The organism is Novosphingobium sp. PhB165 (genome assembly GCF_004341845.1).
Taxonomy (GTDB): Bacteria; Pseudomonadota; Alphaproteobacteria; order Sphingomonadales; family Sphingomonadaceae; genus Novosphingobium.
In genome coordinates this window covers 20,861-39,740 of the sequence record NZ_SLVB01000018.1, presented here as the reverse complement: position 1 = coordinate 39,740, position 18,880 = coordinate 20,861, and the positions used below count along the sequence as shown (strand labels likewise).

Sequence of the window (18,880 nt, the reverse complement as noted above, 5' to 3'; positions counted from 1 at the left end):
TTCCCAGCGCGCTTGAACTGTCGGTTGTTCCATACTTGCCTGAACATGCCCGCAGGCTGCGCCATCGACAACCATTTATGGGTTCACGGCCTAATAGTCGGAGCGGCGCGCCAGACATCTGCCTTATGCAGAGCCGCGTTCGTGCCGAAAGTCTTGTCGGTTTGTGCAATTGCCAAACTTAAGCAGTGCGCATCCTTGTAATTGTCTGAGCCCCATGCAGCTCGGGCTAGGTTCGATCTTCCGCACGGTGACGACGAGATTTTGTCATTAATTGCCTGCGTTCGTGCAGCCGCTCCGCCGACTTATGGCCGAGCGCGCGGTCCGCCTTCGGGTGGCGAAAAGCTGACCCTTGAACCCGCATATGTACCGCTCGCGGTAGCCGGGTTCGACTGACCTTGCGAATGGCGACCAAGCGACGGTCGATAGTGTCGTTCTATGGATAGCGACAGGTAAAACTCCCCTCGTTGTCCATAGAACCGGGACCGGAATAGCTAGATACACGTGGGTAGGCGCAAACCAATTGGCTACGCACCAGTTTGCCGTCAGCAAACTTGCGAGCGACGAACGATGTGGGGGTCGGGGGCGCGTTCCCAATCGGAGGTCGGCAGGGCGAGCTTGCCCGGTTCCACCACGGTCGCTCGAACGTCGGCCGCCTGAACCGTCAGCGCTTTGGCGAGCCCGGTGCAGGGTGTCGTCGAGGGCGCCTGTCCCCAAGCAGCTCAGGTCATAGTATTTTCGACACTTGCCAAGTCGAGCAGCCAAGTTGCGGGCCAATCCCCGCTGTCAACTGTTTGACAAAGGACGCTGTAGAAAACCCCGTGGAACTGTTTGTAGGTGCTCCGAGCTATTCGCCAATGGGCCTGCACTGAAACATGAGTGAACTGGAAGACCGTGGGGTCGACGATCCGCGCGCACACGAGTTGCCCGCTTTCAATTTCACGCTGTACGCTCAACGGCGTGACTACTGCGAAGGCATCCCCCGCGATGACGAGAGATTTGCTGATGGCCGGTGATGCAACATCAAACGCAATCTTGATTTTGCATGCCCGGCGGGCCGCCAGCTTTTCCAACATAACGGTCAGGCTTGCCGGAGCGGGCGGCGCCACGAGTGGATAATTTTCAAGCTCTGAAAAAGTCACTTCCGAACGGCTGGCGAGGCGGGATCCGGAGCTTCCCACAAGCACCAGATCCTCACGGGCGATTTCGGAATGGAAGAGGCGATCGTCGGGCGTCACTCCGCTGATGAGGGCAATATCGATCCGGCCGTGCAGCAATTCGTTCGCCAGCACCGCAGAATCTTCCTCGAGAATGCTCAATCTGAGGTTTGGCATTTCGGCGGCCAAGCGGGTGATAAGGCGCGGTCCGATCAGCCCAGCCAAGCCCGGAGGCAACCCGATCTTCGCATGCGCTTCGACACGCGTCGAAAACGACCGCGCGTTGGCAAGCACGGTTTCGATCTGCTCAAGGGGATGGACGAGGCCGGACCTCAGATAATCGCCTTCTTCGGTAAGCTGCATGCCGCGTGCGACGCGCTTGAACAGCGGAACCCCGAGATCGGTCTCCAGCAACTGCATCTGCCGGCTGAGGGCCGGCTGCGCAATGCCGAGTGAGCGTGACGCTGCATTGAGCGAGCCTTCCTCGGCAATCCGCAGGAAATAGGTCAGGCGGCGCAGTTCCATCAGAGACCTATAGCAGATCGGCATACCTACGGCACGAATATTGTAGTGGTGGCATGTGGCAATCGCGCACTAACGAGAAGAACGGGCTCGAAACGAGCCATTTGATGGGAGGCGAGCATGGCGACGAGCGCCGAGTATCGGCTGGGCGATTACGCGTTTCCGCGAGGTTGGTTCGCCGTCGCGCAAAGCGCCGAAGTCGGCCGCAAGCCCATGAATGTCCGCTACTTCGGTCAGGACATGATCCTTTACCGGGGAGCGAGCGGCCGGGTCGTCATGCTCGATGCGTACTGCCCGCATATGGGAACCCATCTTGGTAGCGGCCCCCATTCAGCGACGACCACGTCTGATACCTTCATGGAAGGCGACAACATCCGCTGTCCCTTTCATGCCTGGCGCTTCGGTGCCGACGGTGTCTGCAACCACATTCCCTATCACGACGGCCCCATCCCGCCCGCTGCAAAGGTGAACAGCTGGACGGTCGAGGAACGATACGGAATCGTCTTCTGCTGGCACGACCCTGAGGGATTGCCACCCGATTTCGAAATCGCCGAATTTTCCGAATGGGGGCGACCTGATTGGGCAAGCTGGAGTGAGCTCGAGCTTCTGTGCGATCTCCAGCACCCGATCGAGATTTTCGACAACATGTCTGACGTCACGCACCTGGATCATCTCCACGGCGGCAACGTCACCTCGTACGAAAACGAATACGACGGCCATATCCTGCATCAGCGCCAAAGCGGAAAAACGACCGAGCAAGGCGAAGCCATTTACGCATCGACCCTGACGACACTGGCCGGTTACGTCGGGCCCGGTATCGCATTCGGTCACTTCGTCGAGATCGATGCCAGGCAGATTATCTGCGTCACTCCGATCGAAGACGGCACATGCCGTCTTTGGCAGGCAGCGATGCTAAAAATTCCGCAGGGCCTGACTGCCGAGCAGGCAGAGATTGCCCGCCAGCGCCTCAGCGCCTCGATGGGCAACGGGCTGATGCGCGACGGCGAGGTGTGGGCGACGAAGCGCCCGGCCATCAATGTCATGCAGATGCCAGGCGATGGACCGTTCCGGCAATCCCGCATCTGGTACAGCCAGTTCTATAATCCGCGCGAAAAGACAGACGGCATCCTCAAGCGAGCCGGCGGACGGCAGGTTGCCAGGGGAATGCCGCCATTTACGCTGGGCGCTGCTCAATAAGGCACGTTTCGCAGGTTCTCAGGGCCAACTGGCCCGAAGGGGGATGTTTGGAATATCGCCAACTAGGTACAACAGGCATCACGGTGAGCGCATTCGGCCTCGGCGTGATGACCTATGGCGGACAAACGCCGCAGGACGATGCCATCCGCCAGCTGGATCTGGCGTTCGCTTCGGGCATCACTTTGTTCGACACGGCAGAGAATTACCCGACGCCGCTCAAGGCTGAGACGCAGGGGCGATCCGAGGAAATTCTGGGCAGTTGGATTGCAAGCCGAGGGCTGCGCGAAAAAGTCGTCATCGCTACCAAGGTCGCGGGGCCGAACGGCGCCGGAATGTCTCTGGATTACCTTCGCGGACCGAACCGGCGGCTCGACCGAGCCAACATAGCGGGGGCTATTGACGCCAGCCTGAAGCGCCTCGGAACTGATTGCATCGATCTTTACCAGGTCCATTGGTCGGAGCGCGCGATCACCACGCTCGGACGATCGCGTTACTCGCAGGTTGCGGAAGATCCAGTACAGATCTCGATCGAAGAGACCTTGGATGCGCTCGGCGAACTGGTGCGGGCAGGCAAGGTCCGCGCGGTCGGCGTCTGCAATGAGTCTCCTTGGGGCGTGATGCGCTACCTGACAGCGGCGGACCAGGGAGCCGCGCCCCGCGTCGCATCGATCCAGAACGGCTACAGCCTGCTGGACCGCTCTTTCGAGCTGGGACTGGCCGAAGTTTCCATGCGCGAGCAGGTCGGCCTGATCGCCTACTCGCCGCTGGCCGGCGGCACGTTGACCGGAAAATACGGCAGCGCCCCTGCCCCCATAGCCGGCAGTCGCTCAAGCGATTCCGCGGCATTCCTGTCCCGGTTTACCCCGGCGAGGCAAAAGGCGATCGCCGCCTACACGCAGCTGGCGCATGACTACGGTATGGAGGCTGCACATATGGCTCTGGCATTTGCCCGCTCCCAGCCATTCATGACCAGTGTGCTGATGGCAGCGAGTTCTGTCTCCCAGCTCGAGAGCAATCTGGGCGCGATCGATCTCGCCGTCCCCAAGGATCTCGCGAAGGCCATAAACGCGGTGCACGACACCCATCCCAATCCCAGATAACCGGACTGAGACGATGAACTTCGGATTGAACGAAGAGCAGGAGCTGCTGCGCGATACCTTTGCTCGCCTCCCAGAAGCCGCTGATGGGAGATGACCATGGCTGACGCACCTCACATGCTCGTCGACATCCAGGGACCGATTGTCATCTGCACGCTCAATCGGCCCGAGAAGCTCAATGCAATGACCCAGGAGATGATGGACATCTTCCGGGAGGCCCTCGCTCTGCTGCGGGATAGCGATGACTTGAAGGTCATGCTGATCCGCGCAACCGGACGCTACTTCTGTGCTGGGGCCGATCTCAAGGGCGGGAAGAAGCCGGCCTCGATGACGGCTCGCGGGATCCGGGAAAATCACCGGCTTGGCGTCTATGGTGTGCGCGCGATCTACGATGAGATGGAGCACATCGAAAAGCCGATCGTCATTGGCCATCATGCCAAGTGCGTCGGCGGCGGATTGGAGCTTTCGCTGGCATGCGATTTTCGTTTCGCGGCCGAGAGCGCGTCCTATGCTTTCCCCGAAGGACTCTTCGGCGTTCTTCCCGCATCCAACGGTGTAAGCCGCTTGACGCGTCTGTGCGGCCCCCATTGGGCACGCTGGCTGATCATGGCCAACAAACCGGCGTCCGCCGATCTCGCGCTCATGATGGGCCTCGTCCACCAGGTCTTTCCCGATGAGACATTCGAGCAGGACCTGATGGAATTCTGCCGCCACCTCGCCAGGCAAAACGGCGAGCAGATGGGCGCTGCCAAAGTGGCCATCGAACTTGCTGCCGAGCTGGGTCGCGATTCAGCGGCGCACGTCGAGCGGATGGCGAACAGCGCCCTGATGCTGAACCCCGATTATCTCGAACGTCTTGAAACCTATCTCGCGGGGGTCGGCTCGCAGGACAAGCTGACCAATGCGGGCGAACCGGCATGAAGCCGCCCCGGATCACGACCTCTCATTTGGCCGCGCCGCGCGGCATCAAGGATTAGCGATGGAACAGGAAATTGAGGCAGATCGACCGGTCTCCACGAGGGTCGATGCAGAGGCGCCCGCGGCAAGCCTGACCGTGACAAATGCGGTCATGAGCCGGCGCGCTACCCGCGCGTTCACGGATCAGCCGGTCGCGCTCGAAGTGTTGAAACGCGTGCTGGACAAGGCCCGCTTTGCGCCGTCGGGATGCAACTTCCAGCCATGGGAAGCGACCGTCATCACCGGAACGGCGCTTGGCGAACTGCAAGCGAAGATGCGGCAATTGCCGCCGCAGGATCCCGTGGAATACGTGATACAGCCCGTCGACATCGGCCCCGACTATCTCGCGCGCCTGGCCGAGAACGGAGATCGACAATACACGGCCGAAGGTATCGCCCGGGACGATGCAGCCGGCCGTCAGGCTTCGGTAATGCGCAATTACTACGGGTTTGGCGCCCCGGTTCTGCTGCTCTGCTATTTCCCTCGAGTCATGGGACCGCCGCAGTGGTCGGACATCGGCATGTGGCTCCAAACCGTGATGCTGCTTTTGCGGGAGGAAGGGTTGGATAGCTGCCCGCAAGAGTTCCTCTCGCTCTACGCCCGGGTCATCAAGGACCACATCGGCGTCAGCGATGAAACTCACATCTTCTTTTGCGGCCTCGCCATAGGCCACGCCGACCGGACCGCACCGGTCAACAATTTCGAACGGCCGCGCGTCTCTCTGGACCAGCAAGTTCGCTTTGTCGGTTTTTGAACCGGCCGATTACCGTCACAGGAGGAATGAGAAATGGAATTTGACGTCGCGCGCTGGCGGGGACCGGTCCTGCCACTATCGCCTGAGGAGCTTGCCGATCATCACGCGGTTGGACAGCTCTGCAAGATCTACGCGCTGGGAATGGACCTTCGCAACTATGACCTGGCACGCAGCGCTTTCGCGGACGAGGCGAAGATCCAAGGAAAGGCTGGGCTTGAACCGGTCGATGAAAGCCTGCCTGCAACCTATGCCGTTGCCTCCAGCTTCAAGGCCACCCAGCATGTGATAGCAAACCAGTACGTCGCTCTGGACGGCAACGAGGCGACCGTCTGGAGCTATGGCGTTGCCCATCACAAGGTTGCCAAGGGTGAGGAACGAGACGAAATCATCGCCGGCGTCCAGTACCGCGACACCTGCCGGCGTTATCCCGATGGCTGGCTCATCGTCGAGCGCGCCATCGCCAATCAGTGGGTGGACATGCAGCCGCGCGTCTCGAAGATCTGACGGTCCCGAGGCCCATTGGTCCGGCCTCAATGTTACAGGTCTGCCGATGTATGGCGATCCGCTTGGCTGTGATGTTGGGAGTGGAGTTGTTTCGCCATTTCCGTTAGGGCGATCCATGGAACAGGCTCTTCTCGTCGTCGACATCCAGCCAAGCTTCAATCCGCCGGAATGGCAAGTCGAGGGCGTCTCTCACCTTGCCCGTACAATGCGGTCGGTCGCTACGGTCGAGCGCCATGACGAAACCATCACGCCATTCTGGAAGCAACTGGGCTGGAAACCTGCGCCGGATGATCAATCGCTGGTCGTGACAGACAGAGTATTTGTGAAGCATGGCTACTCGCCGCCACCCGAACTGATCCGCTATCTGAAAGACGCAGGCGTCGAGCGCGTTCTGGTCTGCGGCATCCAGGCTGATACATGCTGCCTTGCTGCGGGTTTCATGTTGTTCGATGCCGGCCTGCATCCCACGATGCTCAAATGGCTGACCGTTGGTTCTTCGCTGGATCGGTCCGCCGGACTGGGGGCCCGGCTTTGGCGACACCACTTTGGCCAAGGCTCGGTGCTGGAAACCCAACAGGAACTCGAAGCTATCATGCAGGGATGAGTTTCCAGCGCCGGCCGTCAGTCAATTCCGCAGCATGCGCGCGCATAGCAGGCATCCGATTCCGGACACTCCGATAACGGCGGCCATCGGCCAAGGTGTTCCATCCGCGAAGGCCCCAACCAAGGCCGAGCCAAAGATACCTGAGCCATATTGGATGGCGCCAACCAGCGCCGACGCCGACCCTGCATATTCGGGATGATCGGCAAGCGCGCCGGCGACCGAGTTTGCTACGATCCAGCCCGTCACCGAAACGAATGCGAACAGCGGTATCGCTAGCCCAAGAACTCCGCCCCACCCGTTCGCGGCGTTGATGGCAACGACCAAACCGGCCAGCGCGGCGATGGTCGCGCCTACGGTCAACATCCGCCGCACGCCGTGACGCTGGACCAGCTTCGCATTGACGAAGTTGAGCGCCATGATCCCGAGGATGCCCGCTCCGAAGATCAGGCCGTAATATTGCGCCAGAACATGGTGGTAGGCGATATAGGCGAAGGGCGAGCCGGCGACATAGGCAAAGGTGCCGGCGTAGTAGAAGCCGCCCGATGTGGCATAGGCGAGCAGTCGCCGCTGGCGGAGCAGAAAGCCATAGCGCGAGAGCGCGCGGGTCAGCGCTTCACTGCTGCGCCGCTCAACTGGCAGGGTTTCGGGCAGTGTCAACACGGCCCAGAAAGTCAGAATGCCGACTGCAACGAGCGTCCAGAAAATGGTGCGCCAACCCGCGATTGCCAGGATCTGTCCGCCCAGGATCGGCCCGAGGAGCGGTGCAATGGCCATCACGATCATCAGCGTGGAGAGCATCTGCGCGGCGCGGGTACCGGCGTAGAGATCCCGCACCATGGCCCGTGCCAGCACAACGCCCGCGCAAGCTCCGGCCGCCTGGACCAGACGACTGGCGATCAGGACAGCCGCACTGTCCGCCACCGCACATCCGGCTGACCCGATCACGAACAGCACGATGCCGATCGCCACCGGCAGCCGCCTGCCGAACCGGTCCCCAATCGGCCCCCAGACCAATTGGCCGAGGCTAAAGCCGATCAGATAGCCGGTGATGGTGAACTCCATCGACCCGGCATTCGAATGCAGTGCGGCCGCCATGGTCGGCAATGCCGGCAGATAGAGGTCGGTCGAGATCGACGCGAAGCCCAGCAGCAGCGAGAGGATGCCGAGCACCCGCAGAGGATGCTGCTCGGTTTCGGCGTGGACTGCGATGGCCTGTGTCATGCCGGCATTGCCCGAGGTCATGCCGCTTCCGGGGGACCGGCGAGGTATTCTTCGTCAGTGACCTTTTCCATCCAGATGACGTTCTTGCCGTCGAGCGCTTCCTGAATGGCGATATGGGTCATCGCGGTCGTCGGCGTGGCGCCGTGCCAGTGCTTGTGGCCGGGCGGGCACCAGATCACGTCACCGGCGCGGATCTCGACGATCGGCTCACCCTCGCACTGCGTCCAACCGCAGCCGGCCGTCACCAGAAGGGTCTGGCCGAGTGGATGGGTGTGCCATGCCGAGCGGGCGCCCGGCTCGAAGGTCACGGCTGCGCAGGATACACGTGCGGGCTCCGGCGGAGCATTGAGGGGATCGATCCGAACGGTTCCGGTGAAGAATTCTTCGGGGCCCTTTTGCGAGGGCTGCGATCCAGCGCGCTTCAGATACATGGGTGGTTCCTTTCATGGGGGGATTTGATGCCGGGTACTCAGCGGGTCGCCGGCGAACAGGCATCGGCGCCCTTGCCCGGCTTGCTGCACAGCATGACGGGGTCGGTCTCGATCAGACGGAGCGAACGGACCATGGCCGCCGTCCCGGACTTGTACTTTAGGAAGTGCGGCGTTTTCAGGTGCGCTTCGTATGCGGCCTGATCGGCGTAGACTTCGAGGATGCGGATCTGATTCGGGCTGCCTTTCACCGCGACTGCATTGAGCGCGAGCACGCCCGGTTCGATCCGCACGGAAGCTTCTATCTCCTCGGTCAGCAGCGCCGTGTAGGCATCGAGCTGTGCCGGATCGATTTCCAGTTCCGCCATGCGCACGACAGGTGCGGTAGAGGTCTGTGCCATGGCAGTTCCTCCGATTGCCAGAAGCATTGGCGCGATCAGAGCCCTGATCACGCCAAACGCCGAACGCATGGTGTCAGACACCGGCTTCCTCGAACACCTTCTTGACGATCGGAAGCGCCGTCATCGCCGGCGGCCAGCCCGCGTAGAACGCCAGATGGGTGATCGTTTCGATGATCTCGTCGCGCGTCACGCCGTTCTCAAGCGCCTTCTTGAGATGGAAAGGCATTTCGTTGATCCGGTACATCGAAATGAGGCTGGTGATCGTCACCAGACTGCGATCGCGCGGCGAGAGGACGGGGTTCTCCCAGACGTCGCCGAACAGCACCTTGTCAGTGATCTCGGCAAGATGCGGAGCGATATCGCCGAACGACTTGCGGGCATTGGTCGGTTCAATGGCCATTGTAGTTTCTCCAGCTAGGGCCGGCCAAGGCATGGCGGCGGCCAGTGTCATCATCAGAGCCGTTCGGCGCGTCATTTCCGGGGCGTGCGTCACGGCAGACTACCTCAATGCGCGGTAAATCCGCCATCGACGGGCAGCGCCACGCCGACTACGAAGCTGGCACCGGGGCTGCAGAGCCACAGCGCGGCGGCAGCGACTTCCTCGGCGCGACCAAGGCAGCCGATCGGCTGCTCGCGCATGATCGCCTCCATGGCTTCGGCCTGTCCGACCAGCATGTCGGCCACCATCGGTGTCTCGATCACACCGGGACAGACCGCGTTGATCCGCACGCCGCGCGGCGCATATTCCATGGCCGCGCTCTTGGTCATGCCGATCACGCCGTGCTTGCCGGCATGGTAGGCGGCCCGCTGCGGCAAGCCGACCAGCCCGCCCAGCGAGGAGCAATTGACAATGGCGCCGCTTCCCTGCGCGCGCATCTGCTTGAGTTCATGCTTCATGCAGGCCCAGACGCCGCGCATGTTCACGCCGTTTACCAGATCGAAGTTTGCGCCTGTCTCATCTGCCGCATCGCTCGGATCGACCTGGATACCGGCGTTGTTGAATGCCATGTCGAGCCGGCCGAAAGTCTCGACCGTGCGCGCAACCATGGCTTCCACCTGGGCTTCATCCGAAACGTCGCAAAGCACACCGAGCACCCGGTGGCCCGCCGAGGCAAGCTTTTCGGTTTCCACGTCGAGCGCGGCCTGATTGACGTCAGCGAGCACAACGGCCGCGCCCGCTTCGGCGAAGGCCCGGGCCGCTGCCAAACCCATGCCGGAAGCGGCTCCGGTCACGAGGGCAACCTGGCCTGAAAAGTCGTAAGTCAGTGTCATGATCGTGTTCCTCGCCTCACGCTTCGAGCGTGGCGTTGTCGATGACGAAGCGATATTTGACGTCGCTGCGCTGCATCCGGTCGAAGGCTTCGTCGATATTCTGGATGGGGATCATCTCGATGTCGGCCACGACGCCGTGCCTTGCGCAGAAGTCGAGCATTTCCTGGGTCTCGGCGATGCCGCCGATCAGCGATCCGGCAATCGAGCGGCGACGGAAGATCAGCGCGCCGACGCTCGGGCTGGGATGCGGATGCTCCGGCACCCCGACCAGCGTCATGGTGGCGTCGCGCTTCAGCAAGGAAGTGAAGGCGTCGAGATCGTGGCTGGCGGCGACAGTGTTCAGGATGAAATCGAAGCTGCCCGCATGCGCGGCCATTTCAACGGCGTTGCGTGAAACAACGACCTCATCCGCGCCGAGATCCAGCGCGGCTTCCCGCTTGTTCTCTGACGTGGTGAAGGCAACGACATGCGCGCCAAGGGCATGGGCCAGCTTCACGCCCATGTGCCCGAGACCGCCGATGCCAACGATACCGACCTTCTTGCCGGGCCCAACATTCCAGTGGCGCAGGGGCGACCACGTGGTGATGCCCGCGCAAAGCAGCGGTGCAACGGCGGCCAGCTGCTCTTCGGGATGGTTGATCTTCAGGACGAACTTGTCGTTGACGACGATCGACTGCGCATAGCCGCCCAAGGTATGCCCGGGCGCGTCGCCGGTTACGCCGTTGTAAGTCCCGACAAATCCGCTGTCGCAATATTGCTCCAGCCCTTCCTCGCACGAGGAGCAATGCTGGCAGCTATCGACCATGCAGCCCACGCCAACCGTTTCGCCAACGGCGAACCCGGTAACGGCACTACCAATTGCAGTGACGTGGCCGACGATTTCGTGCCCGGGCACGCAAGGGTAGAGAGTTCCCGCCCATTCGCCGCGAACCTGGTGAAGATCCGAATGGCAAACGCCGCAAAAGGCGATCTCGATCGCGACATCGTGCGCTCCCGGTTCACGGCGCTCTATCAGCATGAGTTCGAGGGGCTTGTCGCCGGAATAGGCGCCATAGGCTTTGGTGACCATGCGGGGTTTTCCTCATCAAAGGTTGCGTGGGGGGCGGGAGGGCCGCCGCCGGACATCCTTCAAATAGAGGCATTCGGGCCGCAGGATTAGCCCAAGACAGGTCCATGCGTCGTTGAGCGTTGCTCAACACTGATGGGGGAACCTTGCTGGTTCAGAGCCCCAGGGGACGCAGTTCCCGAATGAGGTCGATCAGCAATCGCAGTCCCGAGGGAAGCTGATGCCGGCTTGAATAGTAGATGTGATAACCGGAGCCCGGCGAAGCCCATTCCTCCAGGACCCAGCGTGCCTGACCAGCCTCGACATAGGGCGCAATCAGCGGCTCGGGACCGTACATAAGACCAGCGCCGCCGGTGAGCAGCGAGAGAATCAGGGGACTGTCGTCGAGCGTCAATGCACCCGGCACATCGACCTCGACCTCTTCGCCATCCCGTTCGAACTCCCAGCGGTAGATCCGGTCGTCACCGAGGCGAAAGCGCAGGCAGCGATGATCCTTGAGATCCGCAGGAGTTTCCGGGGTTCCATGCTTGTCGAGATAGGCGGGAGAGCCCGCAACCACCCAGCGAATATCGGCGGAGAGCCGCTGGGCTATCATGTCCTCGGGGACCGTGCCGCCGTAACGGATGCCGGCATCAAAACCGCCCTCGATGACGTCGATCAAGCGATTGCTGGCCGAAATGTCGATCTCGACGTCGGGATAGCGATCGACAAAAACCGGCAGTACCGGGGCCAGCAGAAGGAGCGCGGCATCGGTGGGAACGTTCAGCCGGATGCGCCCCGTCGGGGCATCCCGGTAGCGGTTCAGTATGTCGGCGGCCTGCGCGATCGCCTCGAAGGGTCCCGAAATGGCGGCCTGCAATTCCGCTCCGGCCGCCGTCAGAGTGACGCTGCGGTTGGTGCGATTGAGGAGCCGGACACCAAGGCGGGTTTCCAGACCCTTGAGTGCATGACTAAGCGCCGAGGCGCTGACGCCAAGCTCCAGCCCTGCCAAGCGGAAATTGCGATGCCGCGCAATGGCAAGAAAATAGGAAAAATCCGCAAGGTCCGATCGCCCGATCTGCATGATCCGGCTTGTGCGCGGCGCATCCCTCAATTGCAATGGTCCCTTCTCACGCCTTGAGGTGCCGCCGACGTTCCAGGTCGGAACGATCTCCTGATAACGCACCGCGGGGTGAATATCTCATGAGCGCTGCTCAACGGCGCAGCGCATGGCCCTCACGGCTGAAGAAGTAGCAGCGAAGACAGGGGCCGCCTCGGCAAACCGTCGGAGGATTGATGTAAGCCACTGAAAGCGGCACGCGGACTTAGCACACCCTCATAACGCGCCGCGTATCGTTCGGGTCAGACTCCAAATTCATTTTCGGCGGTAAACGGGCGTGCGAGAAACGCTCGCTCTCGGGCGGTTTGCCCTCCATACGCCGTAGCGTGGACGATATGCGGGAGGACTGGACTATGGCGGGCATTTCTAAACCGCAGGAGAAATCGCCCGTCATGGACCGCGCCGCCTGGGTAGCCGCTGCGCTCAAGATGCTCGCGAAGAACGGCATCGATGGTGTGCGGGTGGAAGTGCTGGCCCGCAAGCTCGGAGTTACCAAGGGGAGCTTTTACTGGCACTTCAAGGATCGGCCTGACCTTTACGATGCAATGCTGGAGCATTGGCGGCAGCACGTGGTGACACAGATCATCGATCGCTTGAATGCCATCGATCTCCCGCAAGAACGCTATCATTGCATGATGCGCTTGCCTTTCGATCGCCATCGTCCGGATTTCGACATGGAACTGGCGATCCGGCTTTGGGCCAGGCGAGATGAACGAGCCGCAGCCGCGCTTGCCGTTGCAGACGAGACACGGATCCAATTTATCGTGGATGTGCTGGTGGCAGCCGGAGCGCCCTCCGCTAGCGCCCGCAGCAGGGCTGTCCTGATCTTCTCCTTCCTACGCGTGGGAGCCCCCTTCGCGGACGAATTTACCTTGGCCCAATGCGAAGAACTGCTCATCGCCCCCTGATGAACTAGCCTGAATCGGTTGGTACGCTTCGGCATCTTGCGGACTAATCGCGCATGACATACGTTTCCGTATGGCATCGATTCCCAAAGGGAACGATATGCGGGGGGAAGCAACATGCAGTCAGGCAACAGCGCGACTGGCCGTTTCGCTCTGGTTACGGGCGGCGGCTCGGGCATTGGCGAGGCCGTCTGCCACCGGCTGGCGCGGGACGTCGATGGCGTGGCCGTGCTGGACATCCATGTCGACGAAGCGCGCCGGGTTGCGGAAGATATCCGTCAGGCAGGCGGAAACGCGTTTCCCGTGCATGGCGATGTGGCCGACCGAAGCTCCCTCGATGCGGCAATCGTTCAGGTCCGAGCCGAGCTCGGCCCGGTCACCGTGCTGGTCAACAATGCCGCGGTTGAGAGCTTTCACCTCTTCGCAGATATTGCGGAGGCGGATTGGGAGCGCATCATGCAAGTGAACCTCAAGGGCCCATATCTTGCGGTTCAGGCAGTGCTGCCCGATATGATCGCCGCAGGTTGGGGGCGCATCGTCAACATTTCGTCACTGGCTGCCCAGATAGGCGCCTTCAAGATGGCCCACTACAGCGCATCCAAGGGCGGCGTGACGTCGCTGACCCGCACGCTTGCAATCGAACTGGGCGCGCACGGGATCACCGTGAACGCGGTGGCGCCGAGCTTCATCGACACGCCGATGGCGCGCCGCGCGATTGCCGCAAACGATCTGCCCATCCCCTTCGAAGAGATATTGAAGGGCTATCCCATTCCTCGCTTCGGCCGTCCGGAGGAAGTCGCGGCGGCATGCGCCTTCTTTGCCTCGGAAGAAGCCTCATACGTCACCGGCCAGCTTCTGGGTGTCAACGGCGGCGCGGCATTCTGATGACATCCTCTTCCAAGCAACAGAGACCTTCCGAACAGAGGTCTGCCGTAACGGGAGTGCGATGCAATGACATATGAAGAACTGCCGTTCCTGCCTGTAGAGGAGCCGAATTTCTGGGCTGATCCCGAACAATTCATGGTGCCGACGCGCGCGAAGCACCCGTGGTTGGCACGCTTTTCTGCCGGTTACGTGGTGCATGGCTGTCAGGCGAACAAGGACCTTTTTGCGGACGAGCGTCACCTTGAAATGGGACTGGGCGGCATCGTGGAATTCTACGAATTGCAGGATACCATGTGGGCTCGTTTCATGAACGAGATGCTCCTGTCCAAACGGGGCGAGGAACACAAACGCCTGCGTGCCAGCGTCGCCTCTGCCTTCACGCCCCGCAACGCCAGTGTTATCCGTCCGCTCGTTCAGGGTGCGATGACCGCGCTGCTGGACGAATGGCTGCCCAAGGGGCGCTTCGATTTCACCGAGTTCGCGTCCTACTTTCCCGTCTCTGTCATGTGCGGCTTGCTCGGCATCTCGACAGAGGTGATCCCCAGTTTGCGCTGGGCCCTGGAAATGCAGGTGGCGGCTATCAGTCTGGACCTTTCGCTGCGGGGGAAAATACTCGAGGCGTTCGACATCAAATGGAATGTCGCCGACGACCTCATCCGCCTTCGGGAGGCGCAGGGAGCCGTGGGTGAACCTTCCCTGCTGGACGATCTCATCGCCGCGCGCGACGCGGGCGGCATGGACGATACGGAACTGCGCTTCATGCTGCTGGTGCTGCTCGTCGCCGGGTACGACACGTCCAAGAACCTGCTGGGCATGATGATGAACCTGCTGATCGACCGTCCGGACATTTATGAGCGCTGCCGGGAAGACAAGGCCTTTTGCGCCTTGGTAGTGGAAGAGACGCTGCGGCATTCCACGATTGCCACGCCGTTCCGACAAGTCACTGAATCCTTCGATTATAACGGTATGAGGTTCGAAAAGGGCAGATTGGTTGCGATGGCAACGCCGCTGGCGGGCCGCGATCCCGCCGCCTTTCCAGAACCACTCAGGTTCGATCCCGAGCGAGAACACAAGGTGCGGCACGTGGGCTTCGGCCGCGGCGCGCATATCTGTTTGGGCCAGTATCTCGCCCGAAACCAACTGGAGGAAGGCATCCATCTGATCGCAAAACGGATGTATAACCCCCGCCGCGACGGCGATGTTAGTTGGCGTCCCATGCTGGGTGCGTGGGGACCAAGGACGCTCCCGATTGCATTTGATCCTGAATGAGAAACAGAGAGCTTACGGGTTCCGCGGCTATTTTGACGCGGTCAGCTACAATCCTGGATCAACCAAACGTCCGTCGGGCGTCTTCCAAGAAGCACAAGCCCGTCAAATCGCGATTTTCAAGTTGCTCTTCGACTACCGCACCTACCGCCCTACCCCACCCATTAAAATTATCGCAGTTGCCGGTCTCTAGCCGTAGGCATCAGTTGTACCACAGCTCGCGCGGCCAAGTCGTCCAGGTCGTCCGCGATGAATCGACCGTAATGGCGTTCAATCATGGAAACAGATGTGTCATGCAAAGCCGGGACCGGCCGCAGCGGCAATGCCGCACGGATGCCGCGCACAATGCTTGAGTTCCGAAGCGCGTAGGGCACTATTTCGGGCGGAAGCCCAGCCGCCTTCCGCATATCCGCCCATGGCAACGAAATCTCTTGGGTCCCCCACCATGCGGCGCGCGTTGTCCGCACCCGGTCGCGCGAGCCTGGCAGCGGCTTATGCTGCCAACGCATTAATAGGGGCTCATCTCGCGCGCGGTCCTTCACTGCGGGCACAAGCTCCGCCGGAGCGTCAGCACCGCTCGGAACGGGGATGGCCTCCGCCTTGCCCCCCTTACCCTTGCGGCTTGGCGGCACCATCAGCCGAGATCAGTCGGCTTGCAGATCGCGGACCCGTAAACGAACAACCTGCGAGAACCGTGCGCACTTTCGCCTTGAGCTCCAGCTTTCTGTCCATTGGGAACACCCCGCGATAGAGACCTTATCACAAACCAGAAGCGGCGTAGGGTAGCTCAAAGGACTTCGATTATCGTGGCGTTCGCTTGCCCGCCACCCTCGCACATTGTTTGGAGGCCATATCGGCCTCCCTTGGAGCGAAGAGCATGGATGAGCGTCGTCATAAGCTTCGTCCCGCTGGCGCCCAGTGGGTGGCCGAGCGAAAGTGCACCGCCATTCACATTGAGCCGTTTCGGGTCGCCGGCCATGACCTTCAGCCAGCTCAACGGAACGGGGGCAAAGGCTTCGTTGACCTCATAAAGATCGATGTCGTCAAACCGCATACCGAGTTTTCGCAGCAGCAATTGCGTGGCACGAGGCGTTTCGTCGAGCATCATCACAGGGTCGCCCCCCACGGCAACCGATCCCACAATACGAGCGATCGGTGTAAGGTTGTGCTGCTTGACCGCATCTGCTGAGGCCAAGAGAACCGCGGAGGCACCATCAGCGATCTGACTTGAGGTCGCCGCTGTTATGGTACCGCCCTCACTCAGCGTTCTCAGCGCCTTCATCGACTCAAGCGACGCATCGTGACGCACTCCCTCGTCCTCCCGGTGGATTTGGGCACTTGGATCGGAAGGGTCGACGCTGAGCGGCAGAATCTCCGCGTTAAACCGGCCCTCGCGAATGGCGGCTGAAGCGCGGCTGTGACTCTCAAGGGCGAAGCGCTCGAGATCGTCACGCGTGAACCCGTATTTCTTGACCATCAGTTCGGCGCCGTTGAACTGCGAAATATCCCGCGTGCCAAGCCTTTCGAAACCACTATCCGGCAAAGGCATCGATCCGAGCCCGACCTCGGCGAATGCGGCAGTGGTCGATTTCATCGGTACGCGGGTCATGCTTTCCACGCCGGCAGCGATCACGACATCCTGCATGCCTGAGAGGATGGCCTGAACGGCGAACTGCACGGCCTGTTGCGATGAGCCACATTGCCGATCAACTGTCACACCTGGAATTGACAGAGGCAGGTTTGACGAAATCACAGCATTGCGCGCGATGTCAGCCGTTTGCTCACCGCCCTGGTTCACACACCCCATGATGACATCTTCGATGACGGTCGAATCGATGTCCGCGCGCCGCACGACCTCGTTCAAAACAGACGCCCCGAGCAGCGCCGGATGCCACGCGGCGAGCCGCCCATTCCGCCGGCCGCTCGCGGTCCGCACAGCGGACACTATATAGGCTTCAGACATCGTCCACTCTCCTCTCTCATTTGGGAACAGTTGTTGTGACGTAATTTCCTAGCGCCGTAGGCCGGCATCGGTTTGGCGCATCTGAAGGCGCACCGTATGCGTGCCTGCGCCAGTCAGAATCGAAGCTCTGCCGAGCGGCCGACCGAACTCCCAGTTAGCGAGCCCGAGCTCGGGCAATCGCAGCGCATATTGTCCGTCCACCCAGCGCGTGAAGCCGTTCCCCACAAAGGGAACGTCCGTCGCCTGGAAGAAATGCGCGTGGGCCGCATCGTCCTCGGCTATCAGGGACGCAACGAACTTGGGCGAATAGCGATTGAGCAGTGTGATCGCCTCATCGAGGTCATCGACAATGATCAGGCTCAGTTCGGGAACCTGATCCCACTCCCATTCGCGACCGAGTTGATCGATGGGTAGGATCGTGACGCAGATCTCGACCTCATCACTCAGCAATCGATCTGCGCTGCCAGCCCTGGAGAGAAGGCCCTTGGGCAAGTAGTGTTCGGACCCTTGCGCTACATGGATGCGGCCCGGCGTACCCAGACGGCGAGAGGCTGCGGCGAGGCCCTCGATGAGAGCGGGCACAAGCTCCGCGTACCGGGAGCGAGGGATGCAACACGTATTGAGCGTGTTGCAGACCTTCCGATCGAGCGAGTTCTCCACCACCTGGACGAACCTGTCGCGAGAAGCGGAAATGTCGGCAATGAGCCAGGCTCCTCCAGCGCCATGGAGGCTGACGGCAATGCCTGACTGCGTTGCCAGGCTGCCAAGCAGCCTCACCGCCTCGCCTGATCCACGGATTACGGCAAGGGAGAGACGACGATCCGTACACATTGCCCAAGCCGCTTCCCGCCCGGCCGGCGGAATTAACGTAACGGCGCTTCGAGGAAGCCGGGCAGCGTCCAACGCCGGTTCAAGAGCCACGCGCATAATTGCATCAGCAGTAGACGCCGCATCCCGGCCGATGCGCAGAACCGCAGTATTCCCCGATGCCAGCACCCCGCAGGCGTCGACAAGAACATTGGGCCTGCCTTCGAAGACAAATCCGATAGTGCCAAGCGGGGCTTGATGGGCCTCAACGGTCCAGGTGCCGTGCTCAACCCGCTCGATCGCGGTGCGCGGTGCCTGTGTCATTGCGGCCCAGGCCTTCAGGCCTTCGACCATCGCTTCGCGTGTGCCGGGTCGCAGCGAAAGGCGACCGATGTCCCTGCCCTCGCTTACCGCTCGAACGACATCCAGCCCGTTGGCCATGTCGATCTCGGCCCAGACATCGTCTCGTTCCAGGGCACCGGCAAAAGCCTCGAAAAACCGAGTGAGTTGGTCGGCTGAAGCGCCTCGAAGTTCGTGAAAAGCCGCCGTCGCGGCATCGATCGCCTGGGAGACCAGCTTGCGCACATGCGCGCCGATGTGGAGGATCTGGCCATCGTCCTGGCAAATCACGATCGCATCACCGGGAACAAACGCCTCGGCCAGAGCGCTGCTGACGCGGGTGTATCGATCGCCGGCATAAGGCAGGACGGTGCCTGCCTCGAGACGCGACAACATGCCGTTGCAGTCTTCCATTACACTCCCCTGAAAATGGGTTCGC

General features: G+C 61.3%; 19 protein-coding genes. 9 read left to right on the top strand and 10 right to left on the bottom strand.

Annotation, left to right across the window (positions count from 1 at the left end):
* Positions 1 to 719: 719 nt before the first annotated feature.
* A complete protein-coding gene (locus EDF56_RS25435) occupies positions 720 to 1,679 on the bottom strand; it encodes a LysR family transcriptional regulator (RefSeq protein WP_165912393.1) in 960 nt (319 codons plus the stop codon).
* Positions 1,680 to 1,796: 117 nt separating this feature from the next.
* On the opposite strand from EDF56_RS25435, the gene EDF56_RS25430 reads away from it, so the two are divergent.
* The 6 genes from EDF56_RS25430 (at position 1,797) to EDF56_RS25405 (ending at position 6,789) form a co-directional block, all read left to right on the top strand.
* The gene (locus EDF56_RS25430) at positions 1,797 to 2,873 is read left to right on the top strand and encodes a Rieske 2Fe-2S domain-containing protein (RefSeq protein ID WP_132392911.1); all 1,077 of its coding nucleotides are present in this window, start codon (positions 1,797 to 1,799) and stop codon (positions 2,871 to 2,873) included.
* A 47-nt stretch (positions 2,874 to 2,920) separates the two neighbouring features.
* Entirely contained in the window at positions 2,921 to 3,973 is a 1,053-nt protein-coding gene (locus EDF56_RS25425; RefSeq protein WP_132392909.1) for an aldo/keto reductase, read from the top strand.
* Positions 3,974 to 4,069: 96 nt separating this feature from the next.
* Complete coding sequence (locus tag EDF56_RS25420) at positions 4,070 to 4,891, top strand: enoyl-CoA hydratase/isomerase family protein (RefSeq protein ID WP_243652858.1); 822 nt, start codon at positions 4,070 to 4,072, stop codon at positions 4,889 to 4,891.
* A gap of 58 nt (positions 4,892 to 4,949) precedes the next feature.
* Positions 4,950 to 5,681: a nitroreductase gene (locus EDF56_RS25415; protein ID WP_207905115.1), complete on the top strand. Its 732-nt coding sequence runs from the start codon at positions 4,950 to 4,952 to the stop codon at positions 5,679 to 5,681.
* A gap of 33 nt (positions 5,682 to 5,714) precedes the next feature.
* Complete coding sequence (locus EDF56_RS25410; RefSeq protein ID WP_132392905.1) at positions 5,715 to 6,185, top strand: nuclear transport factor 2 family protein; 471 nt, start codon at positions 5,715 to 5,717, stop codon at positions 6,183 to 6,185.
* A 115-nt stretch (positions 6,186 to 6,300) separates the two neighbouring features.
* Positions 6,301 to 6,789, top strand: coding sequence for a cysteine hydrolase family protein (locus EDF56_RS25405; protein ID WP_132392903.1), 489 nt, complete (start codon positions 6,301 to 6,303; stop codon positions 6,787 to 6,789).
* Positions 6,790 to 6,810: 21 nt separating this feature from the next.
* Here EDF56_RS25405 and EDF56_RS25400 read toward each other — a convergent pair whose 3' ends face one another.
* The 7 genes from EDF56_RS25400 to EDF56_RS25370 all read right to left on the bottom strand — a co-directional run bounded on the left by EDF56_RS25400 (position 6,811) and on the right by EDF56_RS25370 (position 12,342).
* Positions 6,811 to 8,031, bottom strand: a complete 1,221-nt coding sequence (locus tag EDF56_RS25400) for a multidrug effflux MFS transporter (RefSeq protein ID WP_132392901.1) — start codon at positions 8,029 to 8,031, stop codon at positions 6,811 to 6,813.
* A complete protein-coding gene (locus EDF56_RS25395) occupies positions 8,028 to 8,441 on the bottom strand; it encodes a cupin domain-containing protein (RefSeq protein WP_132392899.1) in 414 nt (137 codons plus the stop codon). The genes EDF56_RS25400 and EDF56_RS25395 overlap by 4 nt, the downstream gene beginning before the upstream one ends.
* A gap of 38 nt (positions 8,442 to 8,479) precedes the next feature.
* On the bottom strand, positions 8,480 to 8,839 hold the full coding sequence (locus tag EDF56_RS25390; RefSeq protein ID WP_132392897.1) for a putative quinol monooxygenase: 360 nt from the start codon (positions 8,837 to 8,839) through the stop codon (positions 8,480 to 8,482).
* Between the two features lie 73 nt (positions 8,840 to 8,912).
* On the bottom strand, positions 8,913 to 9,239 hold the full coding sequence (locus tag EDF56_RS25385; RefSeq protein ID WP_132392895.1) for a carboxymuconolactone decarboxylase family protein: 327 nt from the start codon (positions 9,237 to 9,239) through the stop codon (positions 8,913 to 8,915).
* A gap of 104 nt (positions 9,240 to 9,343) precedes the next feature.
* Positions 9,344 to 10,111 carry a glucose 1-dehydrogenase gene (locus EDF56_RS25380; RefSeq protein WP_132392893.1) on the bottom strand — a complete coding sequence of 256 codons (768 nt, stop codon included), beginning with the start codon at positions 10,109 to 10,111 and terminating at the stop codon, positions 9,344 to 9,346.
* A gap of 16 nt (positions 10,112 to 10,127) precedes the next feature.
* Positions 10,128 to 11,180: an NAD(P)-dependent alcohol dehydrogenase gene (locus EDF56_RS25375; protein ID WP_132392891.1), complete on the bottom strand. Its 1,053-nt coding sequence runs from the start codon at positions 11,178 to 11,180 to the stop codon at positions 10,128 to 10,130.
* 151 nt (positions 11,181 to 11,331) lie between these two features.
* Positions 11,332 to 12,342: a LysR family transcriptional regulator gene (locus EDF56_RS25370; protein WP_243652857.1), complete on the bottom strand. Its 1,011-nt coding sequence runs from the start codon at positions 12,340 to 12,342 to the stop codon at positions 11,332 to 11,334.
* 287 nt (positions 12,343 to 12,629) lie between these two features.
* Between EDF56_RS25370 and EDF56_RS25365 the strand changes: the two genes are divergently transcribed.
* The 3 genes from EDF56_RS25365 to EDF56_RS25355 all read left to right on the top strand — a co-directional run bounded on the left by EDF56_RS25365 (position 12,630) and on the right by EDF56_RS25355 (position 15,335).
* Positions 12,630 to 13,184 (top strand): TetR/AcrR family transcriptional regulator, encoded by a 555-nt coding sequence (locus tag EDF56_RS25365; RefSeq protein ID WP_165912392.1) that lies wholly within the window; start codon positions 12,630 to 12,632, stop codon positions 13,182 to 13,184.
* Between the two features lie 114 nt (positions 13,185 to 13,298).
* Entirely contained in the window at positions 13,299 to 14,066 is a 768-nt protein-coding gene (locus EDF56_RS25360; RefSeq protein ID WP_132392887.1) for an SDR family NAD(P)-dependent oxidoreductase, read from the top strand.
* 66 nt (positions 14,067 to 14,132) lie between these two features.
* The gene (locus tag EDF56_RS25355; RefSeq protein WP_132392885.1) at positions 14,133 to 15,335 is read left to right on the top strand and encodes a cytochrome P450; all 1,203 of its coding nucleotides are present in this window, start codon (positions 14,133 to 14,135) and stop codon (positions 15,333 to 15,335) included.
* Positions 15,336 to 16,119: 784 nt separating this feature from the next.
* On the opposite strand, the gene EDF56_RS25350 is transcribed toward EDF56_RS25355, so the two are convergent.
* Together EDF56_RS25350 and EDF56_RS25345 are read right to left on the bottom strand one after the other, a co-directional pair.
* Positions 16,120 to 17,295 (bottom strand): acetyl-CoA C-acyltransferase, encoded by a 1,176-nt coding sequence (locus tag EDF56_RS25350; RefSeq protein WP_132392883.1) that lies wholly within the window; start codon positions 17,293 to 17,295, stop codon positions 16,120 to 16,122.
* A gap of 48 nt (positions 17,296 to 17,343) precedes the next feature.
* The gene (locus EDF56_RS25345; RefSeq protein WP_207905113.1) at positions 17,344 to 18,855 is read right to left on the bottom strand and encodes an aldehyde dehydrogenase family protein; all 1,512 of its coding nucleotides are present in this window, start codon (positions 18,853 to 18,855) and stop codon (positions 17,344 to 17,346) included.
* Between the last annotated feature and the right edge of the window lie 25 nt (positions 18,856 to 18,880).